The 24638-nt window shown below is 41.6% G+C and carries 21 protein-coding genes; 12 read left to right on the top strand and 9 right to left on the bottom strand.

The window, feature by feature from the left end:
* Window position 1 precedes the first annotated feature (1 nt).
* Window positions 2–793 (top strand): sensor histidine kinase, encoded by a 792-nt coding sequence (locus AC1RRY_RS06340; RefSeq protein ID WP_492817294.1) that lies wholly within the window; start codon window positions 2–4, stop codon window positions 791–793.
* Window positions 794–803: 10 nt separating this feature from the next.
* The gene (locus AC1RRY_RS06335; RefSeq protein WP_492817296.1) at window positions 804–1454 is read left to right on the top strand and encodes a response regulator transcription factor; all 651 of its coding nucleotides are present in this window, start codon (window positions 804–806) and stop codon (window positions 1452–1454) included.
* Here AC1RRY_RS06335 and AC1RRY_RS06330 read toward each other — a convergent pair whose 3' ends face one another.
* Together AC1RRY_RS06330 and AC1RRY_RS06325 are read right to left on the bottom strand one after the other, a co-directional pair.
* Window positions 1455–1847: a RidA family protein gene (locus tag AC1RRY_RS06330; RefSeq protein ID WP_492817298.1), complete on the bottom strand. Its 393-nt coding sequence runs from the start codon at window positions 1845–1847 to the stop codon at window positions 1455–1457.
* Window positions 1848–2030: 183 nt separating this feature from the next.
* Window positions 2031–3479 carry a DUF4369 domain-containing protein gene (locus AC1RRY_RS06325; protein WP_492817300.1) on the bottom strand — a complete coding sequence of 483 codons (1449 nt, stop codon included), beginning with the start codon at window positions 3477–3479 and terminating at the stop codon, window positions 2031–2033.
* Window positions 3480–3593: 114 nt separating this feature from the next.
* Between AC1RRY_RS06325 and AC1RRY_RS06320 the strand changes: the two genes are divergently transcribed.
* Window positions 3594–4361, top strand: coding sequence for a YdcF family protein (locus AC1RRY_RS06320; RefSeq protein ID WP_492817302.1), 768 nt, complete (start codon window positions 3594–3596; stop codon window positions 4359–4361).
* 46 nt (window positions 4362–4407) lie between these two features.
* Here AC1RRY_RS06320 and AC1RRY_RS06315 read toward each other — a convergent pair whose 3' ends face one another.
* The 3 genes from AC1RRY_RS06315 to AC1RRY_RS06305 all read right to left on the bottom strand — a co-directional run bounded on the left by AC1RRY_RS06315 (window position 4408) and on the right by AC1RRY_RS06305 (window position 9379).
* Window positions 4408–7392 (bottom strand): glycosyltransferase family 117 protein, encoded by a 2985-nt coding sequence (locus tag AC1RRY_RS06315; protein ID WP_492817304.1) that lies wholly within the window; start codon window positions 7390–7392, stop codon window positions 4408–4410.
* Window positions 7393–7581: 189 nt separating this feature from the next.
* Window positions 7582–8730: a molecular chaperone DnaJ gene (gene dnaJ, locus AC1RRY_RS06310; RefSeq protein WP_492817306.1), complete on the bottom strand. Its 1149-nt coding sequence runs from the start codon at window positions 8728–8730 to the stop codon at window positions 7582–7584.
* 85 nt (window positions 8731–8815) lie between these two features.
* Window positions 8816–9379: a nucleotide exchange factor GrpE gene (locus tag AC1RRY_RS06305; protein ID WP_492817308.1), complete on the bottom strand. Its 564-nt coding sequence runs from the start codon at window positions 9377–9379 to the stop codon at window positions 8816–8818.
* Window positions 9380–9533: 154 nt separating this feature from the next.
* On the opposite strand from AC1RRY_RS06305, the gene nagA reads away from it, so the two are divergent.
* From nagA to AC1RRY_RS06265, 8 genes are all read left to right on the top strand, one after another.
* Window positions 9534–10664: an N-acetylglucosamine-6-phosphate deacetylase gene (gene nagA / locus AC1RRY_RS06300; protein WP_492817310.1), complete on the top strand. Its 1131-nt coding sequence runs from the start codon at window positions 9534–9536 to the stop codon at window positions 10662–10664.
* A gap of 105 nt (window positions 10665–10769) precedes the next feature.
* Window positions 10770–11357: a TetR/AcrR family transcriptional regulator gene (locus tag AC1RRY_RS06295; RefSeq protein WP_492817312.1), complete on the top strand. Its 588-nt coding sequence runs from the start codon at window positions 10770–10772 to the stop codon at window positions 11355–11357.
* Window positions 11358–11395: 38 nt separating this feature from the next.
* Window positions 11396–11890, top strand: coding sequence for a PaaI family thioesterase (locus tag AC1RRY_RS06290; protein WP_492817314.1), 495 nt, complete (start codon window positions 11396–11398; stop codon window positions 11888–11890).
* 14 nt (window positions 11891–11904) lie between these two features.
* Window positions 11905–12654: an SDR family oxidoreductase gene (locus tag AC1RRY_RS06285; protein ID WP_492817316.1), complete on the top strand. Its 750-nt coding sequence runs from the start codon at window positions 11905–11907 to the stop codon at window positions 12652–12654.
* Between the two features lie 4 nt (window positions 12655–12658).
* Complete coding sequence (locus tag AC1RRY_RS06280) at window positions 12659–12889, top strand: DUF2798 domain-containing protein (RefSeq protein ID WP_492817318.1); 231 nt, start codon at window positions 12659–12661, stop codon at window positions 12887–12889.
* Window positions 12890–13293: 404 nt separating this feature from the next.
* The gene (locus AC1RRY_RS06275) at window positions 13294–14238 is read left to right on the top strand and encodes a sugar phosphate isomerase/epimerase family protein (RefSeq protein WP_492817320.1); all 945 of its coding nucleotides are present in this window, start codon (window positions 13294–13296) and stop codon (window positions 14236–14238) included.
* A 3-nt stretch (window positions 14239–14241) separates the two neighbouring features.
* Window positions 14242–15273, top strand: coding sequence for an Ldh family oxidoreductase (locus AC1RRY_RS06270; protein ID WP_492817322.1), 1032 nt, complete (start codon window positions 14242–14244; stop codon window positions 15271–15273).
* Window positions 15274–15706: 433 nt separating this feature from the next.
* On the top strand, window positions 15707–17266 hold the full coding sequence (locus tag AC1RRY_RS06265; protein WP_492817324.1) for a P-loop NTPase family protein: 1560 nt from the start codon (window positions 15707–15709) through the stop codon (window positions 17264–17266).
* Between the two features lie 53 nt (window positions 17267–17319).
* On the opposite strand, the gene AC1RRY_RS06260 is transcribed toward AC1RRY_RS06265, so the two are convergent.
* The gene (locus AC1RRY_RS06260) at window positions 17320–18249 is read right to left on the bottom strand and encodes a DUF6371 domain-containing protein (protein ID WP_492817326.1); all 930 of its coding nucleotides are present in this window, start codon (window positions 18247–18249) and stop codon (window positions 17320–17322) included.
* Window positions 18250–18676: 427 nt separating this feature from the next.
* On the opposite strand from AC1RRY_RS06260, the gene AC1RRY_RS06255 reads away from it, so the two are divergent.
* Window positions 18677–19231, top strand: coding sequence for a hypothetical protein (locus tag AC1RRY_RS06255; RefSeq protein ID WP_492817328.1), 555 nt, complete (start codon window positions 18677–18679; stop codon window positions 19229–19231).
* A gap of 304 nt (window positions 19232–19535) precedes the next feature.
* Here AC1RRY_RS06255 and AC1RRY_RS06250 read toward each other — a convergent pair whose 3' ends face one another.
* From AC1RRY_RS06250 to AC1RRY_RS06240, 3 genes are all read right to left on the bottom strand, one after another.
* A complete protein-coding gene (locus AC1RRY_RS06250) occupies window positions 19536–20648 on the bottom strand; it encodes an AAA family ATPase (RefSeq protein ID WP_492817330.1) in 1113 nt (370 codons plus the stop codon).
* 286 nt (window positions 20649–20934) lie between these two features.
* On the bottom strand, window positions 20935–23565 hold the full coding sequence (locus tag AC1RRY_RS06245; RefSeq protein ID WP_492819267.1) for a valine--tRNA ligase: 2631 nt from the start codon (window positions 23563–23565) through the stop codon (window positions 20935–20937).
* A 215-nt stretch (window positions 23566–23780) separates the two neighbouring features.
* Window positions 23781–24500: a head GIN domain-containing protein gene (locus tag AC1RRY_RS06240; protein WP_492817332.1), complete on the bottom strand. Its 720-nt coding sequence runs from the start codon at window positions 24498–24500 to the stop codon at window positions 23781–23783.
* Window positions 24501–24638 lie beyond the last annotated feature (138 nt).

The following is a 24638-nucleotide window of genomic DNA, read 5'->3' as shown; positions in this document are numbered from 1 at the left end:
AATGAGCGACCTACAGTTAATATTTTTAGGCTCAGCAGGGCTTCTGGTGTTAATTATCTTTTGTATACTGTTTGTTGTTTACTATAAACAAAAACAGGCAGAACAAAAAGTAAGCATGCAGGAACTAAGATCTGAAATGCAAAGAAAATTACTTGAGTCGTCATTAGAAGTACAAGAAGTTGAAAGACGCAGGATAGCAAAAGACCTGCACGATGAAGTAGGAGCCATGTTGTCAGTAACAAAGATGAGTTTTAATCAGCTCCTCAAAAAAATCAACACTTCAGACGAGCTGAAAGAGCACAGTCAGCAAACCAAAGATTTCCTTGAAGAATCAATTAGCCAGGTCAGACGAATATCCCGCGAATTAGTACCCAGCACGCTGGAAGATTTCGGACTGGTTACGGCGATCGACGAGTTTATACAAAAAATCCATATTGCTTCAGGTGTTTTATTTATTTTTAATCATGAAAGTATTGAAGACAGCAGACGGTTCGACAATAAGATTGAACTAACTATGTATAGAATAGCACAGGAATTGGTAAACAATGCCCTGAAGCATGCCGGGGCTACCGAAATCACGCTTAAACTGAGTTATCAGCAGAGCAGTCTTGTGTTCATATTTACTGATAATGGCAAAGGCTTTAACCTGAAAGAAGTAAAAGAAGACTCGAAATCAGGATTAGGCCTCAGAAATATCGAAAGTCGCCTGAGTGTAGTAAATGGCACTTTTATCATTAAATCAGAGCCGGGGCAGGGCACACATTCACAAATAGATATCCCCTTGCCCGGCTAATTTTCCAGCTATGTCAAATATCAGAATTGCCGTTGTAGATGACCATAGCCTGTTCAGAAAGGGTATGATTTCAATTCTGGAACAAGTGCCGGGTCTTGAGGTAGTGATGGAAGCTACCAACGGTCTGGAGCTTATCAACAAGCTCCAGCACACCAGCGTAGATGTTATATTAATGGACTTGCAGATGCCCCAGCTTGACGGCACCAAGGCCACGGAAATCATTAAAGCCAGATTTCCGAAAATCCGTGTGATTATTCTTTCTATGCACGACGAAGACAAATACGTAATGCATTTGATGGAAATGGGGGCAGATGGTTATTTATTGAAAGATAGTGACCCCGAAGAGGTGGAAAAAGCGATCAGAAAAGTGATGGAAACAGGCGCCTATTTCAGCGATTTTGTGAGCAAGGTAATGCTCAGAAAAATGACACGCAAGAACCAGCATGAAAAGAAAATATTCAATTACAAAACGGATTTATCAGACCGGGAAGAAGAAGTACTAAAACAGATATGTGAAGGCCTCTCTACCGTTGAAATAGGTGATAAACTATCATTAAGCCCTCGCACAGTTGAAGGGCACCGACTCCGGATGATTGAAAAACTGGGAGTAAAAAACACAGCAGGCTTAGTGGCCTTTGCTATAAAAAACAATCTGGTGTAATTATTTATCTTCCAATACGGCAGTAAACTCAATCTCAACCAGATACTCTTTATCAATCAGTGCACTCACCTCAACCATCGTAGTGCAAGGTTTTATTGAACCAAAAAACTCGCCATGCGCCTTACCTATGGCTTCCCATTGAGAAATGTCAGTAGTAAAAATACGTGTCCGGATAACATCCTTCAGGTTTGCTCCAAGTTGCCCCAGCACTTTCTCTGCTTTTAAGATAATAAACTTCGTCTGGATATAAATATCGTCTTTGCCAACCAACTCGCCACTATTGTCAGTAGCAACAGTACCGGTTACTTCAATTAAATTGCCAACTTTAACTGCTCTGGAATATCCAACAATATCTTCCCATTTGGCTCCTGTAGAAATATTTATCCGACTCATATATGATTAAATCTTTTGATGGGCAAAGTTAGAAGAAAAAAGGCCTTTCGCAAATTCTGTATCATAATTTGCAATCTCATAATTCTGGCTTAACATTAGCACTAATTTTAACCCCGTATTGAGCGTAAAATAAAGCAGACGCATCAATACAACTTTGAGACGTCTGCTTAAAAAAATCAATACTTATTTGGCTGCATTTCCATTGGTCGCCTTTTGCGTCTGCTGGCGATCATGGAAGTTTATAAAATCTTCCAGTTTTTCTATCGGAATCCGTCTGGCAATAATCCGCTTATCCTTATCTAAAATAAAATTAGTCGGTGTAGAATATACATCAAAATCGTTTCTGAAAACATATTTGCCTTTCGGATCCCAAAGATTGAGTAACTCTTTCGTTTTATACGTATTCACAAAACTGCTGATCTTCTTTTTATCCGGTATGATGCTCACATTGTAAATAGTCACTTTGTCTTTGTTGGCACGATAAAATTCCATCAGCTTAGGAGCTGAATCTCGGCAATGCCCGCATTCAGGATCATAAAAATGAACAATTGTATATTTGGTTTTACTCTGCATAGGAGAATACTCCCGCCCTAAAGAATCTGCAACAATCAATTGAGGAAATACCAGACCTGTGCGTAAAGGTTTCAAAATATCTACCCTTTCCTTAAACTTTGCTCTTTGTGTAGAGTCGAGCCAGGGCGCATTCTTCAAGTAATAGTTTTCAGCTAAATGCACAAATACGCCATCTAAACCCACAATCTCATTGTTTTCGTATTTATTAGTAATTTGCCACAATACAAACCGGTAAACTTCCAGATTAGGCTTGGCTAATTTCAATACTTTGTCGGCATCACGATTAATCGAATCGGTTACCTGATACACCAAGTCTTTAAAGTACCGTTCTAATCTGGTATGCAGAAATGGAGAACGGAGCAGGCGATCGTCAGTGAAATCTATGTGGTCAAAAAAATGTGATTTGTAGTAATTAAACAGATAAGTAGAGTCTGGGCGGCCATTCGCTTTTTTGGGCAAAACGGTAGGTAAAGGAGGCTCTATATTGCTTTTTATTACTTTAGCCACAAAAGTACCTTCATTATTCTTGGTAAAATCTTTCATATAAGTTTCCACCTCCAACTGAATCTGCTCCATTCGTTTTCTGGTAGCTTCCTGAGTAGCAGGGTCATTTTTACCTCTTGCTCCATTATTAACAGCCTCCGCTTCCTTGTTCTTATCTTGCAAAAATTTACGGTAGGCAAAAAGCAAATCGTTTTCCTTCGACCCTTTAAATTTTACGTTCCCTACAAAATCTACCGTATCGCTCTCAATTTCCATAAATTGCTCTTTACCGTCTACTGCAAAATCATAATACTTTGAAGGCGACAACACAATCAGATAAATGCCTCCTTTCAGCGGATTTTTACCACTGAAATCAAGGACACCGTTAGCAACTTTTGCTGAGTCAACTTTAATGTACTGATTATATCCAAAAAAATGCGCCAGATGACAAGTCTTACCTTCGCGTAAACCTTTCAAACGAACCTTGATGGAATGTCCCTCCTGTGCAAACGATACCGTAATTGAAAAGAAAAATGAAATGATGAATAAAAGTGTAAGGCGATATTTCGAGAACATGTTCTTATTTTTTAGTCTTAATCTGTTAATTAGCAAAGATAAGTGCTTAATTTATGAATTCTTGTTAAACGCTTGTTAATATCTGAATAATAGCTCCCATTTTAACGAAAAGATATGTTTCATATTGTTTCTAAAATATTCACGTTCTTCCTGATGCCGGTGGGTATTATATGTATTCTTTTACTGTTTGCGCTACTAACAAAAAACCGAAACAAGTCAAAAAAATCAGTACTGTTTGCCTTGATTCTTTTCTATATTTCTTCAACACCTTTTATTGTTGATGAAGTATTCCGTTTCTGGGAAGTGCCGCCAACTGCTGTTTCAACAGTAAAGCCTCATGACATCGGCATAGTTCTGACAGGCGGAATCATTAATAGTGACAAGGCTCCTGAAGAGAACATTTTTCTGAGCGGAACAAGCGACAGAGCCTGGCAAACGCTTCTACTTTATAAAGAAAAAAAGATACGCAAAATATTGATCAGTGGTGGTACCGTACCTATTTACGGGGAGACTCCGACCAGAGAGATCGATCAGATTGCCCGATTTTTAATTATTAACGGTGTTCCTAAAGACGATATATATCTGGAAGACCGCTCGACTAACACAAGAGAGAATGCATTGTATATTAAAGCAATTCTTCAAAAGCAATTTCCTGCGCAAACATGCATTCTTATTACTTCGGCTTTTCATATGAAACGCGCAGCCGGATGCTTTACCAAGGTAGGGGTTAAAGTTACACCTTATGGCTCCAACTATCTGTCACCGGAACGCATATGGTCTCCGCTTATACTTATTCCAGATGGATTAAGCGCTCAGAAAACACATTTAATGGCAAGGGAGATATTGGGTTTTATAAGTTATAAGCTTTTCGGATGGGTATAAAAAGAGCGAGGTGTTTTCACACCCCGCTCTTTCTATTGTCTAATCTTTATCTGCTCAATTTTGTATAATGCTTGTTATAAATAGCCTCATATTTTTTGGCAGCTGCTTCCTGTCCATTCCGGCTACAAACATTTGAAATTATCTGCAGGTTACGCAGGCTGATTTCAATGAATTGCTGTACGTTATCCGGCATCCATTCTGCGCTGGTTCTGTTGGCTTTCTCTGTAAAATACAAAAGGTTTTCATCAGCACGTTTAGTAATAACCTCTGCTATCTCCATAGCTTTTTTGGCATCGCCTACTTCAAAATAATACATGACGTAGTTGGTACAAAGCTGGTCGTATGGAATAGCTGCATCAGGTAAAACCTTATTGGCATAATCTAATACCTGTTTTGCTTTCTCTTTTTTACCTTCTCTAACTAATTGGTCGGTCAATCGAAGGAAAGCCAGACGAGCCGTAATAACAGGCACCTTCAGATATGTCTCCGAATCATAATATACTTTCGGATTATTCATTTCACGCCACGACATCTTTTTGAGCATGTTGTCATACATCAGGTCTGTGTTTGCAAAGCCATCATCTCCGGCAGCAACTCTGAACGGCATCAGGCGGTAGGCATAACCTTCCAATTGCATATAATCTCTCAGATTCAGGTAATTGTCACTAGCCAGTGTTCCTGCAAAATAGATAGGTCGTTTCCAGTTATTCTGAGCAATCATTTCTAACTGCATCAAATCATTTTTCAACAAATCTCTCTTGCCGATATTCCATACCATCTGCCCGTTCAGATAAGGCTCATATTGTTTGCTCACAAAGCCCAGTTTCTTCACATCGTCAATATTATAGGTCAGGAACAAGCTATCAGAAGGCAAAGAATTAATGCTTTCACCGGTAGTAAGAGGAATCTGGATAGCGGGGTCATTTTTCTTCACCAATTCCAGGAACTCCTTCAGGTTAATAGGTGCCTGCAGACGCTCTACAAACGGAATCTGATCATTAACACCACTCAATAACTGATCGGTTGAGAAAGTAATCGGTAGCGGATCAGACTCGTAAGTCTTGCGTTTCATTTGCTCGCAATACCAGTCAGTGCCCAACAAACTCAGATTACAAACACGTACATCGGTACGGAACCCTTCTACTTCCTGCACATACCATAGCGGGAATGTATCGTTATCGCCACCGGTAAACAGAATAGCATCTTTGGCGCAAGAATTAAGCAGATTCTTGGCAAAATCAATCTGATGATAGCGATTCGAGCGGTCATGGCCTTTCCACGCCTGTGGAAGCATGGTTAAAGGTACTACCAGCCCGATAGCAGTCGCTGAAATAGCTCTTGTCTGTGTATTTTTAATAAATTTAAGCACATAGTCGAACAAGCCCATGACACCGAGCCCAATCCAGATAGCCCAGATGTAGAACGAACCTACATAGATATAGTCACGTTCGCGTGGCTCAACCGGTGGAGCATTCAGGAATACCACCAGAGCGATTCCCGTAAAAAAGAATAATAACAACAAAACGAGTGCATCACGCTCACGACGGAAATAATGATACAACAAGCCCAGAATACCCAGAATTACCGGCAGACCATAGAAATTAGTTCTGCCCCGGTTTTCTTTTACGGCAGGTGGTAAACTGCCCTTGGTTTCAAATATATTGGTTGGGCCGGCTCCTTCAATGTCGCTGGAGCGTCCCCAGAAATTCCACGTAAAATAACGCCAGTACATATAACCCATCTGACGCTTGAACATATACAATACGTTAGTAACTAGCGTAGGTTTCTGCTCAGGAGATAAACCCATTTCCTGACGATACACTGCCTGGTGGTTGGCATCGCTACTCCACATACGAGGCAACAGACTCTCGCTGTTAGGTCCCCATACATAATTGGGTTTATGGTCGTATACCTCATACTTGTCCTTGCCTATTTTGTAAATAGGGTCGCCGTTTTCGATAGACTCCAGCTTGCCTGTAAACACAGGGCCATATAACAATGGGCGGCTACCGTATTGCTCGCGTTTCAGATAAGAAACGTAACTCAATACATTGCTTGGGTTGTTTTCGTTGATAGGCGGATTGTAATTAGAGCGAATCAAGGCAATGGTATAGCTCGAATACCCAATCAGTATAAATGCAAAAGATACCAAAGCGGTATTGGCAATAGCCATACCTTTTTTGTGCGTATAGAAAATGGCATAAGCCAAAGCACCAATTAATAACACCACAAAGAACAAACTACCCGAACTAAATGGAAGACCGAAAACATTCACGAATAATTTCTCGAAGCTGAATGCCAGTGAAGGAATACCCGTGATAACCCCTACATTGACAATACCCAGCACTACCATGCCTATCAGAAAGGCAATGATACCACCTTTCCAGGATACCTTTTTAGTCTTTTTATAATAATAGATTAAAGCTAAGGCCGGGATCGTCACGAGGTTCAGTAAGTGAACGCCAATTGACAAACCTACCAGATAGGCAATGAATATCAACCAGCGGTTGGCATCTGATTCGTCTTCAATTAATTCCCATTTAAACGCCGCCCACACCACGATAGCAGTAAAGAAAGACGACATACCGTATACCTCTGCCTCAACTGCTGAAAACCAGAACGAATCAGAGAAGGCATATACTAAAGAACCTACTGCACTGGCTCCTACTACCAATATCGATTCTGTTGAATCAAGTTCTTCGCCTTTTTTACCGAATACTTTACGTGCCAGCAAAGAGATGGTCCAGAACATAAACAAAATGGTGAACGCACTTGAAATAACCGACACCATGTTTATCATCAGTGCTACTTTGGTTACATCACTGCCTGCCAGTAAAGAGGCCATCCGGCCAATAAGTAAAAATAAAGGCGCTCCGGCAGGGTGTGGTACCTGTAGTTTATAGGCGCAGGCAATAAATTCGCCGCAATCCCAGAAACTTGCCGTGGGTTCAACCGTTAGTGTGTAAGAAATCAAAGAAATGGCAAAAATAGCCCAGCCAACAATATTATTCAGCCTTTTAAAATTGTTCATTTGATAGTAAATAAAGTAGTAAATGCTTTAGTTCAGGATTGAATTCGATTCCCAAATCACAATGTGGCTCAAAAATAGAGAATTTAGGGCAGAGTTTAGAAAAAATCGAACTTAAATTATGTTAAAAGCAAGATTGTCCGACCACAAAAAACCCTTCTCGAATGGAGAAGGGTCCTTTAATTTTCTCTATCAATGAAAGAAATCTTTCATTCTGTCAAAGAAACTTTTATCGTTTTTGGTGGCTCTGGGCTGGAAATTCGGTGCTTCGCGTAGTTTTTCCAGTATCACCTTCTCTTCGGCGCTTATGATAGTTGGCGTATAAATATTTACCTGTACCAACTGATCGCCGGTGCTGTAGCTGTTTATTTCTTTCAAACCTTTGCCTTTTAGACGCAGGATTTCTCCCGGTTGTGTACCCGGCTTAATACTAATCTTCACTCTACCGCCAATCGTAGGTATCTCGGCTTCTTTTCCTAATACGGCGTCGGCAAAGTTCAGTTTCAGGTCATAGATAATATTGCTGCCGTCGCGTTTCAATTCCGGGTGTTCTTCTTCCTCAATTACAATCAGTAAATCTCCGGCTACACCGCCACGGGTCGGCACGTTACCTTTACCTGTCATAGACAATTGCATGCCCTCACCTACCCCTGCCGGTATCTTGATAGAGATCAAATCTTCATTCAATACTCTACCTTCACCAAAACATACTTCACAGCGCTCTACAATTACTTTGCCCTCTCCGTTACAGGTATGACAGGTACTGGTTGATACCATCTGGCCGAGCATGGTGCTCACCACCTTACGAATCTGCCCTGAACCGCTACACGTCTGGCAGGTTTTCTGCGAGTTACCGTTCTTAGACCCGTTACCGCTACAGGTATTACAGGCCACATAGCGTTTTACTTTTATTTTCTTTTCAACACCGTTGGCTACTTCTTCAAGATCAAGTTTCAGCTTTATACGCAAGTCAGACCCCTTTCTCACAGGTTGACCGCCACCACCACGTCTGCCTCCTCCTCCGAAAAAGCTACCGAACGGGCTGTCGTCTCCAAACACACTGCTGAAAATATCTTCCATATTCACTCCTGCTCCACCGTAACCACCGGCACCTCCTACTCCCTGATGCCCGAACTGGTCGTAACGCTGACGTTTTTCGGCATCCGACAACACTCCATAGGCTTCAGCAATTTCCTTAAACTTCTCTTCAGCGGCTTTATCGCCCGGATTCTTATCAGGGTGATACTGGATAGCCAGCTTCCGATAGGCTTTTTTCAGCTCATCTTCCGTAGCATTTTTGCTTACTCCTAAAACTTCGTAATAATCTTTTTTTTGTGCCATAATGATTGTGTATACATGCAATGAGTAAACGGATTATAGAAACATCCATTTACTCATCTATATTTCTCTCCGGAATACCAATTGTTTAGCTACCAACTACAACTTTCGCGTAACGAATCACCTTATCGTTCAGAAAATACCCTTTCTCTACCTCGTCAATTACTTTTCCTTTTTTATCATCACCGGCGGCAAACTGAGTAATGCACTCGTGTAGTTCTACATCAAAATCCTGGTCTTTAGCCTCCATCGGTCTTAAGCCTTTAGCCGCTAACGTTTTCTGAAACTTGTTAAATATTAATGAAATACCTTCTTTTAAAGGTTCAACTTCTGATACACTTTCAAACGATTTATTAGCACGTTCAAAATCATCAATAACAGGAATCAGTTCTTTAATCAAACCCTCTGAAGCATTCTGAATGGTCTCGATTTTTTCCTTAGCTGTACGGCGGCGGAAGTTCTCAAATTCAGCATACAAACGTAAATATTTATCTTTAGCTTCGGCTAACTGGCCTTCTAATTGAGCCTGTCTATCTCCAGTTTCGGCACTATCAGTTACTGTATTTTCTGTTGCTGTTTCTTCTGTCAGATTTTCACTATTTTCTGTTCCTTGTTCGTCAGTTATTTCGTTTCCTTCTTTATTCTCTGCCATTTTTCAAACAATTTTGTTTTTGCAAATTTCATCAATTATTTTGCCAATGCCTAATTTACTGACAAGATGGCAGAGATATAATTATATCTCATATAAAGCCTGCCATCAAACAGATTTTTCATAACTTGCCATCAAAACAAGCGCTATTCCTACCATGCAGACCGTCATTGTTAATGCCACTATTCATACCGGCACTCAGGTACTTGAAAACCATACTATTCTTGTTGAAAACAGAACTATAAAAGCCATTGAGCCTAGGGATGATTCAAGGCATGAAAATGCGCATATAGTAGATTTAACCGGCAGACATATTTCAGCAGGTTTTATAGATACGCATATTAATGGTGGAGAGAAATTCTACTTCACTCAATACCCTACCGAAGAAACCATACAGGATATTTATGAAGCCAGCCTGGCGCTGGGCACTACGCACGTATTACCGTGCCTGATTACCTCTCCGTTAGACAACATTCTGAAAGGCATAGAAGTTACCAAAAATTTCATGCAGAAGAATCCCGGTTCGGGCGTATTAGGCATGCATCTGGAAGGCCCTTTCTTGAATCCGGTTAAACGTGGAGCGCACCTGGCAGCCTATGTCAGAAAACCGACCAATAGCGAACTCGAAGAGATCATCAGATACGGCAAAGACGTGATAAAAATCATGACCATTGCTGCTGAAAACTTTACCGACGACCAACTTGCTTTGTTGCTTGACAGCGGGATAAAATTATCGCTGGGTCACTCCAATGCTACCTATAAACAGGCGCAACATGCGTACCGGAAAGGCATCAGCCTGTGCACGCACCTCTACAATGCCATGACCCAGATGGGGCACCGTGAACCCGGTGTAGTTGGTGCTACTTTTGATAATCCTGATGTGTATGCCCCAATTATTCTTGATGGTTTCCATTGTGATTATGCCGCAGCACGAATAGCCTACAAAATCAAAAAGGATAAATTGTTCCTTATTTCTGATGCGCTTTTTGTGCGCGATAAAGTAACCCGTTTTCAATGGGAGGAGTTTGATGCCTATCTGAACGACGGACAATACCGTAACTCAGAGGGTAATTTGGCCGGCGCAGCCATTTCGATGGCTGATGCCGTAAGAAATGCCGTGCAGCAAGTAGGTATCAGTCTGGAAGAGACAATCAAAATGGCAACCATACGAGCTGCAAAAGCTGTGAATATGGAGCAGTCAGTCGGACAAATAGCAGCAGGATACCCGGCTACATTTGTGGTGTTCGATGAAAAACTTCAGCATTTCGAACCCGTACTAATCAATTAATCACCTAACTATCAGCGCATTAATCAAATGCTGATAAAATATTAATAAAATCATTAGGATATTTTATACCGATTGGTATAAATTTGTAGCGCAATTCAGAACGATATGAGCAAAGCAGCACGCACCAAAGAATTCATTATAGAAAAGACAGCCCCGATTTTCAATGTGAAGGGCTATGCGGGCACATCATTGAATGATATAACCAATGCAACCGGATTAACCAAAGGCAGTATTTATGGCAATTTCATAAATAAAGATGAGGTGGCCCTGGCTGCGTTTGACCATAATTTGAAATGCGTAGATGATATTATCAGACAGGAAATGAGCAAACATACCAGCATACAGGATAAACTGCTGGTTTATGCCAATGTTTATGAAAACTTCCTGAAATACCCGTTTCCAATTGGTGGTTGCCCTATTTTGAACACAGCCATTGAAGCCGATGATACACACCCAGATTTGAAAGAGAAAGCTGCCAATGCTATTCAGGACTGGAAAGGTAAAATCATTTCCTTGATACAAAAGGGCATTGATAAGGGAGAGTTCAGAACTGATATAAATGCTGAACAAACTGCTCTGACCATGATAGCCATGATAGAAGGGGGAATCATGATAACCAAGCTGACCGGAAAATTGAATTACCGGAAAGCAGTGATGCAATCGGTTGAAAAAATAATAAGAGACCTCAGTTAATTTTTTTTGAAAAATAAAATACCAATCGGTATAAAACTATGAGTACTATCAACAGAGAAAGAACTTTCAGTTGGGACAATCCGCTGGACGGAGCCAAACAGGCAATGCAAATGTCTGGTCTGGAATATTTACAAGCCATGGGCGAAGGCAAAATCCCTTTTCCGCCCCTACTCCACACGCTCGATTTCAGGCCTACCCATCTGGAAAAAGGCAAAGTAATTTTCTCGTTCAAGCCTCAGGAGTTCCATTACAATCCCATCGGTTCGGTGCATGGTGGGGTCATTTCTGCGGTTCTTGATTCGGCTATGGGCTGCACTTTGCATTCAGTATTAGAAGCAGGCCAGGGATACACCACTTTAGAACTGAAAGTGAATTTCCTGAAAGCCGTCACCACAAAAATAGATGAACTGCATGCAGTAGGTAAGATTATTCACGCCGGTGGCCGGACAGCCTTAGTAGAAGCACAATTAATTGATAACAATAGTACAGTTTATGCACATGGCGTAAGCACTTGTCTGATTATGAAATATTAAATTAAACCAAAAAAATGAAAACAACACAGAATACCATACTTGTTACCGGTGGAAGTGCCGGAATCGGCTTTGAAATTGCTAAACTTTTCAGCCAGAATAACCATGTCATTATTTTAGGCCGAAACTCCGAACGATTAGCTAAAGCCACAGCTCAATTGACCAATGTAACTGCCATCAACACCGACGTAAGCAAGGCAGAAGACATTGAAATTTTAGTAAAAACGTTGAACGCAGATTTCCCGAATCTGAATGTGGTTATCAACAATGCCGGAAGCGCTTTCCTGAACAACCTGCTGGAAACCGACCGCACTTTTGAAAAAGCGCAGGAAGAAATGCTCACCAATTATCTGTCTATCATCAGACTAAACGAAAAATTGCTGCCTTTACTGCTGAAACAGGATGAAGCCGCCATTGTGAATGTATCGTCGATCGTAGCTTTTTCACCTAATACTGTATTGTCAACTTATGGGGCCAGCAAAGCAGCCCTGCACTCCTACACACAATCGTTAAGATTGTCATTAAGCAAAACTCCTGTAAAAGTATTTGAGCTGATGCCTCCTTTGGTAAATACAGATTTTTCACAGGCCATAGGTGGTGCCAGTGGTATTGCTCCGGCCGTTGTAGCTGCCGATTTACTGAAAGCATTTGAAACCGATGAATACGAAATTCATGTAGGCCGAACTGCCGAATTCTATAAGTTATACCTGAGTTCGCCTGCAGAGGCGTTGTTGGCTATGAATCCTACTTACGCACAAACTGCATAGTATTATGAAACAAAAAATAGCATTTGCCTTGATAATGGGCAGCATAACCACGGGAATCATTTCGTTTACGCTCATTAGCATTAATATTGGTTTCGGGCCGAATTTCCTTAGTATCTGGCTCAGATCATGGGCAACGTCATACATCGTGGTGATTCCCTGTATTCTGTTGATTGGCCCGAAGGTTCAGGCATTTGTCAGTCAGACATTTAAAGACGAAGCAGTGATTGAGGAATGATGAAGTTATTTGATTAACCTTTAACTATAGTATCACCGAATAAATTCGGTGGCTATTTAAACAAAGGTTATGATTTTAGTGCTATACCGACTTAAGTCGGTATGTGATGTAAAAATTATTCCTTTGTTATCTTAGCCACTGACCGCGACGGCGGCCCGTTTCAGTCGTGAAAACATGAAAGCAGAAATATTTCTATTCTTATTCACTACGGGTTAAAATCTTACTACATTATAAAACACATAGGCATTGTAAGTCTATGTGTTTTTATTTCTACATGCTTCTTCTTAATTCACAACACACTAAACTCTCAATTTGCTTGAAAGCTAACTCATATCGCACTATATTTACCTTTCCATCTATTCAGGACACATTCAATCTGAAAACTTATTAAAACTTTACAGGAAATGAGCACTATCTCACGCAGAAACTTACTTAAAAACTCACTGGCAGTCGGTGCAGGCTTGGGTCTGGGTTTACCCGAAGCCATGGCCGAAACCGACAGCAAAGCAAAGCACAATTTCAAATTCTGTTTAAATACAAGCACCATCCGCGAACAGAACCTGGGTCTGGTTGGTGAAATAGAAACAGCAGCTAAAGCAGGTTTTAATGCCATTGAGGTATGGGTAAACACCGTAGAAAAATACAAAGAAAAAGGTGGCAATCTGAAAGATATCAAGAAAAGAGCAGCCGACCTGGGCATAACCATTGAAGACGCCATCGGGTTCTCGAAATGGATAGTAGACGATGCAACAGAGCGCGAAAAAGCACTGGAGCAAAACAAAAAAGAAATGGCTATGCTGGCCGAAATCGGTTGTAAGCGCATTGCTGCTCCACCATTTGGTGCTACTACCGGCGGTGTACTTAACCTACAGGCAGTAGCAGAAAGATATGGTAAATTGCTGGAGGTTAGCGACAATTTTGGTGTCATTCCTCAATTAGAAATGTGGGGATTCTCTACTAATCTTCATCTTGTCGGAGAAGTTTTATTCGTTGCTTCTGAAAGCGGTCACCCTAAGGCTTGTGTATTGACCGATGTCTATCACTTGCATAAAGGAGGCTCCAACTTTAATAGCCTGAAAACCATCAATGGTTCGTCTGTACAGATGTTTCATATGAACGATTACCCGGGCCAACCACCAAGAGAAACTATCAATGACGGTGACCGTATCTTACCCGGTGATGGCATTGCCCCTATGACCCAGATACTCCGCGACCTAAACAGCAAAAATACGCCTATCGTGTTATCACTTGAGTTATTCAACAAAGAATACTGGAAAATGGATGCATTGGTAGCTGCCAAATTAGGTCTGTCGAAAATGAAAGCCTCCGTTGCCAAAGCCATTGCCTGATTTATGAAAAGTTCAGAGGAACTATTACAGTTTGCCCAAAACATATTACAACAAGCCGGACTGGATGAAGAAAAAGCTTTCCATACGGCTGATATATTACTGGAAGGAGACCTATTGGGGCATCGTACACACGGACTTCAATTGTTGCCGGCTTATGTGGCTGACCTCGAGAAAGATACCATGACCAAGCTGGGAGAGCCCGGAATCATTAACGATTTCGGAGCAGTCTTAGCCCTCGACGGTAATTATTTACCCGGCCCATGGTTGGTCAACAAAGCCATTGAAGAAGCAACCAAACGAGCCTCGGCTTACGGTACCTCCATTATCACCATCCAAAAATCGCATCACATTGCTTGTCTGGCTGCTTATCTGGAAAAAGTAGCCCGGCAAGGCTTTATGATTCTGTTGGCTTGTTCAGATCCTCGTAACAAAACAGTAGCTCCATTTGGTGGACTTACACCGGTTTATAGTCCTGACCCACTGGCTATTGGTATTCCCACAGAATCAGACCCCATTATGATTGACGTAAGCATGTCCACTACTTCTAATGGTCTGGTAGCACGTGCCCATCGCAATCAGGAGATGCTGCCTCATAACTGGTTATTGGATGCTAAAGGGAACGCCACTAACGATCCTGCTGCATTCTTTACTAATTCACCCGGTTCAATCCTGCCACTTGGCGGGCTTGATAGCGGCTATAAAGGATTTGGACTCGGGCTTATGGTTGAAGCGCTCACCAGTGCATTGGGAGGGCATGGCCGAGCCGATGAACCTACCCTTTGGGGTGCCTCGGTATATTTACAGATCATAAGCCCGAAGGGCTTTGCAGGTGCAGAAGCGTTTAAACGTGAAGCCGAATATCTGAAAAACCAATGTTTGCAATCGGAAGCGGCTAATCCTGCTCAGCCTGTCAGAATGCCCGGTGCCCGGGGACTCGAACTGAAAAGCCATCAGTTAGAAAATGGCGTTCAACTGCTTGCTGAAACAGAAAAAGCCTTATCACAATTAGGAGAAAAATACGGACTGCGATTGTAAGGAATGATATCGGCATTCGGGAAATTTTTCTACAAAAACAGCAGACTTTCTTTTATTCGTATAGCCAAAATTCAATTTGTGGAAATAACACCCCAATATCTGATAATCCCTCAAAGGATTGATTTTTTTTATCGTATATATATATGACATTATAAACCACAAATCATAGATGCGATATGAATAATTTACTACGAGGATTATTAGCCGGTTACGGTGCAAAGAAATTAGGAGGAGGCTGCTTCGGTACCATCATAGTTTTTGTTATTTTGTGGGCCATTTTAGGCCAGTGCAGTTAAACATCGTCTTATTCCCATAAGGGTCATTTCATAGCAATCCACTATAGAAATGGCCCTTTCTTTTCTACTCCATTAAAAATGTGCTTATTTTCCTGAAATGGAATCAGCGCACAAACCATTTCAGTGTCAAATCCGTTATGCTTATATCAAGCAAAACTACCAGCACACGCATTATGGCATTTGACAAAAACTTATTGAAAATTAAAACCCTGGGCGAACTAAAATCCAGTACTTATCGCCCGAAATCCATCAAACAAGAGCTACGAGACAATCTGATCGAAAAACTTAAAAATAAAGAAGAGGTTTTCCCGGGTATCTGGGGTTATGAAGATACGGTCATTCCGGATGTAGAAAAGGCCATTCTTTCCATGCACCACATTAACTTATTGGGTCTTCGCGGACAAGCCAAAACACGCATTGCCCGCCTGATGGTGAACCTGCTTGATGAATACGTAGCCGTAGTGGAAGGCTCCGAACTGAACGATGATCCTCTCGAACCGCTTTCACGTTTTGCTAAAGATGTAATTGCCGAAAAAGGTGATGACACGCCTGTCAGTTGGCTGTCACGTGCCGAACGCTACAATGAAAAACTGGCTACTCCGGACGTTTCCATTGCCGACTTAATTGGTGATGTAGACCCCATAAAAGCAGCCACATTGAAACTACCGTATTCTGACGAACGTGTAATTCACTTCGGTATGATTCCGCGTTCGCACCGTTGTATTTTTGTGATTAACGAATTACCCGATTTGCAGGCGCGTATACAGGTGTCTTTGTTCAATATTTTGCAGGAAGGCGACATTCAGATTCGTGGTTTCAAACTGAGAATCCCTTTAGATATTCAGTTTGTTTTTACGGCCAACCCTGAAGATTACACCAATCGTGGCAGTATCGTTACGCCATTGAAAGACCGTATCGACAGCCAGATTGTGACCCACTATCCGAAATCGATTGAAACAGGTCGTAAGATCACCCAACAGGAGGCCATTGTTAAGAGCGAACAAAAGAAAATTGAGGTGAATGATATACTCAAAGACCTGATAGAACAAATAGCCGTAGAAGCCCGCCAGAGTGAATATGTGGATGCGAAAAGTGGCGTTTCGGCCCGTATGACTATCTCAGCCTACGAAAACCTGCTAAGCTCTGCCGAAAGACGTTCACTGATTAACGGAGAGAAAAACGTACACGCCCGAGTGTCTGACATTTACGGTGCCATTGCAGCCATTAACGGAAAAATCGAACTGGTTTATGAAGGAGAAGTAGAAGGCCCGGTGTATGTAGCGCAAAGCCTGATTGGCAAAGCCATGCGGACGGAATTCCTGAAATATTTCCCGAATCCGGAGGCATTGAAGAAAAAGAAATCGGGTAAGAATCCGTTTCAGCAGGTATCTACCTGGTTTGGTGAGGGCAATGTGATTGATTTTCTGAACGACCTTACCGACCGAGAATATAAAGCAAGACTGAAAACCATTGACGGTCTGGACGAACTGGTTGAGAACTTTCATCCTCGACTCAACGAAAACGACAAGCTGTTTCTGATGGAATTTGCCCTGCATGGTCTGGCAGAATATTCGTTAATAAGCAAACAAGCACTCGACACCGGTCTGCAATTCAAAGACCTGCTCGACAGCATGTTTGACCCCAACAAAATGAAATTCGACGATGAGGATGAAGACGATGATTTTAAGAGGTATTGACAGATAAAAGCTATACAAAAGCACAGCAGAAACCCTGCTGTGCTTTTTGTTTTTCAGATGATACGCCGAAGCGTTTGGGTATCAGATTTGAGCATATAATCGGCAAGGTCAAGCCCCTGCTTGCGGTCTTCTTCGGTAGCCATTCTTTCCAACACATCCGATACCACACATTTCTTACCCAACCGAAGCTCCTCTGCCTTTGCTTGCCATTTTTCAAAGGCGTTCACGTCAGGAAACAGATATACTTTTCTTCCTTCCAGCACCTTGCATTTGTCGGCAGAAAGGCTATTAAGACTACCCGCTGCCAGCCATGTGTAGCGTGGTTCATACAAACTTGCAATTAACGCCGTTTTTTCGCTTTCCACAATAGCAACCGGCTTTGCGCTGTTGATTAACAGATGGTCACCGAAAAAACATTGCCTGAGGTTGAAATCAGGTAGATTCAAAACACTATGCACCCATGTAATGAGGCTTGTCGGCTCTTTAACTCTTTTGCCCGTGGCAGCATTATAAAGCATAATTTTGCCTGAACGAATCTTACGTTTACTATCTATCTGCCAGAAAACCGTAGCACCTGCCCAATGCTTTGAGGTACCGATAAAATACCGGTCTATAAGCGCGTTGGTTGCTGCCTCACCAAATGTATGCTTCAAGAAAGCGATTAAATTATTAGGCTGATGGGGTTTAAGGCTGGCCAGAAGCAATTCTTTGTCGATATAAGAAACCGGCTTTTGAGGCAATGGTTTGTACGGCCTTACATGCACCGGAAAACTATTGGTGACGTTATCCTGAAAATATTGCCCGGGCGTATAATGATACCCACATTTTACCTCCCGGTTACATCTGCCGGCGTGGTGTGCCAGATGCTCGCCTGTTTCAATGTTGATGTATCGGGTAAAAGCGTGTTTCTCTCCGCAAGCGGGGCAGGTGTAGCGCGTTTTCATGCCCTTGTAAGGCTCCAGCAAAAATTGATAATTCTCCATTTCAAGTCACATCTTCCATTGCTAATATACAACAATTTTAGGTGATTTGGAAGTGGGTTGGGTGGCAAAAGTACTTTCCTTACCACCCGCACTTTCCGCACTTTCCGCACTTTCCGTACCAGTGTACCAAAAGTGCGGAAAGTGCGGGTCGATGTGGTTTTATGATATTGGTTCTATAGAAATTGAAGATAGAAAAAGTACTCTCATTAAGAGCCTGTTTTATTATTTATATATTTATTTGAAGCCTAAAGAAAAATTGATTTTGCGATGGAAGTTTTTTATGTGTGTTTAACTCTAAAAGAATTAAAAAGAGAAATAAAATTTATGGTGACTATATACTACTTGGGTCTAAACAAAGATAGTTGTTAATTTGGATTATTTAAAACAGTCATTTATTTTTAAGGTACTAACCTAATATCTTATATTTATGACTACTAAGAAAGCCATTTCAATTCTAAACCAACAGATTGAGAAGTTTGAGAAAGATAGTAACAATCCCGCGATTTTAATTCAAACAAGAGCTTTTATTAAACAAATATTCGGACAAGATTCGGATGAATACAAGACTATATCAGAATTGGATATACCCTTTGAATCGTTTATATTCGACGAAAAGTCCAAATACAGATTGACTCCTTTCTCAACCTTTAATACCAAGAGAAAAGAATTGAAAGACCTATTGATTAGCTGCATTGATACTTTGGAAAGGAGTGGAATAAGGAAACAACCCAAGCAAAACTTCTTTCATCATTTCGCTGACAGTTTTATTTGGACTGTTATTATTGGATGTGCAACATTTAGTGGATTTCTCGGCAAGTGGTATGCTGAAAGTCAATCTAGAGAAGAAATACTTGAATTAAAGTCACAAATAGAAGTCCTTAGAAATCCTAAATTACTCACCGTTCCTGTCCCTAAACCTGCCATATTTAATACTCAAATAAAAAAGGATACTAATCATAAAAGCAATAGCAAGGACAAATGACACAAAATCTATATTTATGTACATTGTAACTGTTATTGCAATCAAAGTTCTATATCCCAACCAAACATAAGCTACTTTCGTTACTGAATCTTCAAATCTAATAGTATTCTTACTTTTTCGGACATTATAATAATAGCTAAATTCATCACTATATCTATGCAAATGCTTAAAATCGACAATGTTGTAAATAAAGCTACCATATATTCTTTCATTGCTACTCATAAAGTGTTCTCACAAATCCGCACTTTCCCGTACTTTCCGCACTTCTGTACCAAAAGTGCGAAAAGTACAGAAAGTGTGGGTTTTACAACACCTCTTTTTTAAGGATTTTTCTAACGCCACTCTCCGAAAGGCAGAATTTGGAGGCAATTTCAGCGACTGAAATACCCTTTTTCCTCAACTCCATAATATGGCTCGTCCTCTCATCTTTTTCCTTGACGGATACCTCACGCAGGTGCTCCTTTTCATACCCGTAACCGGTTAATTCAAATTGCAGAAAATTATCTGTCTTGGTTATCTGGCATATGGCTACGTTGTCGGTATCATACATAAATTCGCTTTGGCGCACCTTTATCTGCTTCAGGTAGCGGATGCCCTTATCGCGCTGGCTTTCACCAATGGCAAAAGATGAATCGGTAAAGCTCATCAACGCCTTGCTACCCTGCAAATCGTTCTGGCTGATGGGCTTGCTCAAATCTCGTTTGGGGGTATGTGCCAATGCCAGCAGTGAGAGATTAAACTTGCTTTTGAGGGCTTTCAGGTGCTTCATCAGGGGCATGGCATTTACGGCTTTCTCGGTCTCGGTTTTCAGATACGTGAGGTTGTCAATAATAAGCACCTTGGCACCGGTTTCAATCAGGCTCTTTTCAAGGGCATTGCTCAAAAACTCTTCAAAGGTCTGCCTGTCAGGTATCACCGCATCGGGGTTCAATTCTACTCTTTTAAAATTCTCATCAAAATGATAAGGATTCTGGAAATCAACTGAATACCTGTTCTGAAACTGTTTGGCCGACAACTCAAAATCAAAATAAAGTACCATCTGTTTTTGGGCATCAAGCCTGAAACCCCTCACGGCCTCACCTTTACTGATACTGTTACCAATCTGCACTGCCAGAATCGATTTCCCAAGATTGGTATCGGCAAACATAATGCACAACTCTCCTTCAAACCAGAACTCATCAAAAAGCATTTCAGGTTTGGGCTGGCTGGCTGCCAGTTCAAGCCAGCTGTTAGCCGATTTCACAATAAGCAGCCCTGTGTTTTCATCTTCTTCTTCCTCAAAATCAGGCTCTTGCAGCAGTTCGTCAAAATGTGCCCTGATGTGTTTCATGGCGGCCTCCGGGTCTGTCAAAGTAAAAGGGGGCAGGCGGTCTTTTTGAGAATCATTTTTGTGTGGATTTTTCAATTTTTCAATCATAAAAGCATTAACTATAGTAAAACATTAAATAAACTCATGGTCGTATTATTTCAGGGTTAAAATGAACGATGAATCAATTGAGTTATACTTAGTTTTAGAATAGAAACATCACAACAGAACCCTCATCCGGTTGCTGTTGCTCTCTATAAATTTATGAATTTATTCTGAATTATTTTTTACTTATCGGAATATTTTTTGTAGGCAGCCGGATAAAAAAAAGCGGCCGGAAAATGAATCCCGACCGCGTTCTTAATACTTTTTTATGTTGTAATTATTCTGGTTAATCTTACCCCAACTTCGCCAGTGCTTCTTCCAAAGCCTTAATCTTAGCATCGGCATCAGCCAGTTTCTGGCGTTCTTTTTCTATGATTTCCGGCTTGGCGTTTTGTACAAAGCGCTCGTTCGACAATTTAGCTTCGGTTGATTTCTTAAAGCCTGTTGTATAATCGAGCTCTTTTTGCAGATTCACTTTCTCTGCCTCTACATCCATATTGGCTCCTAAATCAATCGTAAATTCGTCGCCCTTAATCACAAAGCTGATACCCTCGGTTTTGTCACTCACATAACGGATTTCCGAAATATTAGCCAGCTTCTGAATCAAACCGGACAGTGATTCGTATCGCGCCAGATTCCCCGTTTTAATGGTTAATGGCAAAGATTCCTTCGGTGAAATCTGCTTGGCATTACGGGTGTTACGAACCGTCGTGATGATTTCTGTCAGGATATCAAAATCGGCCAGAATATCTTCATCTACTGCTCCGGCTGTTGGAAACGGAGCGATACAGATGGAATCATTGGCTTCTCTGGTTTTGATATTCTGCCATATTTCTTCCGTAATGAAAGGCATCCACGGATGCGCCAGTCGCATCAAAGTATCAAATATTTCCAGCGTTGCTTCATAGGTTTGCTTGTCGATAGGCAAGCTCTTGCCATCTACATAGGCAGGCTTAATCATTTCCAGATACTGCGAGCAGAAATCATCCCATATCACATTATAGGTGCTCATCAGGGCATCAGACATCCTGAACTTGTTGTAGTGGTCAAGCGCTTCGGCAATTACCTTGTTCAGCTTAGAGCTAAACCATTGAACCGCCTTGGCAGAAGCCGTATTCTGTTGGGTGGTTTCAGAAACCTCCCAGCCTTCCACCAGTCTGAAAGCATTCCAGATTTTATTATTGAAGTTTCTGCCCTGTTCAACCAGTTTTTCATCAAACGGTAAATCATTACCGGCAGGCGAACTGAAAAGCATACCTGTACGAACGCCATCGGCACCGTATTTTTCAATCAGATCCAATGGGTCAGGCGAGTTACCTAAGGACTTCGACATCTTGCGTCCCTGCTTGTCGCGCACAATACCCGTCAGGTATACATTCTTGAACGGATAAGTACCACGGTATTCATAGCCCGCAATAATCATTCTTGCTACCCAGAAGAACAGAATCTCAGGGGCAGTAACCAGATCATTGGTCGGATAATAATAGTTGATATCTTCGTTATCAGGATTTTTGAAGGCATCAAAAACCGACATCGGCCACAACCATGAGCTGAACCAGGTATCCAGCACGTCTTCATCCTGTGTTAAATCATGCTCGCTCAGGGCAAACAACTGGTATTTGTTGCGGGCTATTTTCAAGGCCTCTTTTTTGCTGGCAGCTACAATACAGGTGCCATCAGGCATATAAAAAGCCGGAATCCTGTGCCCCCACCACAGCTGGCGGCTGATACACCAGTCTCTCACGTTTTCCATCCAATACTTGTAGGTATTCTTGAATTTCGGCGGAATAAACTGAATCGTATCGTCCATTACGTTTTTCAACGCAGGCTCGGACAAGTCTTTCATTTTCAGAAACCACTGCAAAGACACCTTCGGTTCAATGACAGCCCCCGTGCGCTCAGATGTACCGACTGTCGACTTATAATCCTCAACCTTTTCAAGATTACCCGATTCTTCGAGCATCTTGATGATTTTCTTACGAGCCGCAAAGCGGTCTTCTCCTACCAGAATCTTTGCTCTATCGTTCAGCTTACCGTCATCGGTCAATATATCAATCACTTCCAGATTATGTTTCTGGCCCAGTGCGTAGTCGTTCTGGTCGTGCGCAGGAGTTACTTTCAAGCCACCGGTACCAAAATCTACCGTTACGTATTCGTCAGCAATAATGCTGATTTCACGGTTTATCAACGGGATTCTTACTTTCTTACCAATCAGGTGTTTATAACGCTCATCTTCCGGATTCACACAAATGGCGGCATCGGCCATGATTGTTTCCGGACGAACGGTAGCAATGGTTATGCTGCCTTCGTCGCCATCATAGCGGATATACACCAGCTTTTGCTGGATATCCTTCATGATTACTTCTTCGTCAGATACCGTGGTTTTGGCCTGAGGGTCCCAGTTTACCATTCTGTATCCGCGATAAATCTCACCTTTATTATATAAATCAACAAAAACCTCGATAACGGCATCATACAGGTTGGGTTCCATCGTGAATCTCGTACGATCCCAATCGCAGGAAGCACCCAGTTTCCGCAATTGCTGCAGGATTATTCCACCGTATTTCTCTGTCCACTCCCAGCAGTATTTCAGAAATTCGTCACGTGTCAGGTCATTTTTGTTGATTCCTTTTTCTTTCAGCATGGCTACAACCTTGGCTTCTGTGGCAATAGAAGCGTGGTCTGTACCCGGCACCCAGCAAGCCTCTTTCCCTTCCATTCTGGCTTTACGTGTCAACACATCCTGTATGGTGTTGTTGAGCATGTGGCCCATGTGCAAAACCCCCGTTACATTTGGCGGAGGAATAACAATACAGTAAGGCTCTTTATCAGGATTCGGTTTCGAACTGAAGAATTGGTTATCAATCCAGTACTGATACCATTTGTCTTCTATTTCTTTTGGATTGTAGGTTTTGCTTATCATATTTATCTGGTTGCCCATGCGGACAGTAATTTATGTATCTCCGGTTAGCGTTTACTACTATCCGGTGTTCTCTTATCAGAATCTGACTACTTATAAAAAGATTGCAAAATTACGGATTTTTTACCGAATCTGCACTTGTGAACCCCATAAAAAAACCTGCACTCTCTTTCAAGAAATGCAGGCCATTCAGGATAGGTTTAAAGGAAAAAGGGTAATTAGTTGGCATTGATAACTTTACCTGAACCGGTTATACGGTGGCTGACTCTAGGTGCACCTCTGAACCACACCATTCCACTGCCTGAAATGTATACGTCCAGATTGTTATAAGCCGTAGTTTCACATTGACCTGAACCGTTAATCTGTACGTCAGAATTATTGACACGCAGGCCGAACGATTCTATTTTACCGCTTCCTGTCATGGTGTAAATAGCATTTTTAGCGTCTCCTTCCAGATAAATCAAGCCTGAACCGCTCAATTCGGCATCAACATCGTTGGTCATATCTGCGGCTACGTCAATCAGGCCACTTCCTGCCAGGCTCAATTCAATGCTTTTGCCAAATATCTTGTTGTCGCTGATAACCCGGCCGCTGTTCGATACGTAGATTCCGTAAACATCAGGTGTCTGAATCCAGATTTTGATTTTCTTGTTGCTGTACCAGCCGCCATTGCTATCTATAATCAATGTATTACCGCTGATGCGCGTAATAATGCGGGGGATAATGTTGTTTTCCGCTTCAATTTTTATGTCTCTGGCAGGGCCTTGGGTCAGAATCACTTCAGCACCCACGTTTAATTCAATGCGATTGAAATATCCGGCGCGACGATACTCCGTTTCTATAATGCCATTGCCTGTTTCTTCATAATAAATATTGCAGGAAGATAATCCAATCACTCCCAAAAGGATTATGCCGATAAAGATAATTGAGCGTTTCATCTGTAATACGTTTTTAGCTTTTTCAATGTTTTTTTTGTCTTTAACTCTTAGATGCTATAAGTTTGCGTAAAGTTGTCTGACAATATGTTAACGACCTGTTAATGACAATTCAATGGAGTTTTTCCCTTACAACCGAAA

This window comes from Emticicia sp. GW821-FHT11C11 (assembly GCF_058808615.1).
This window is presented reverse-complemented; position numbering and strand designations above follow the sequence as displayed.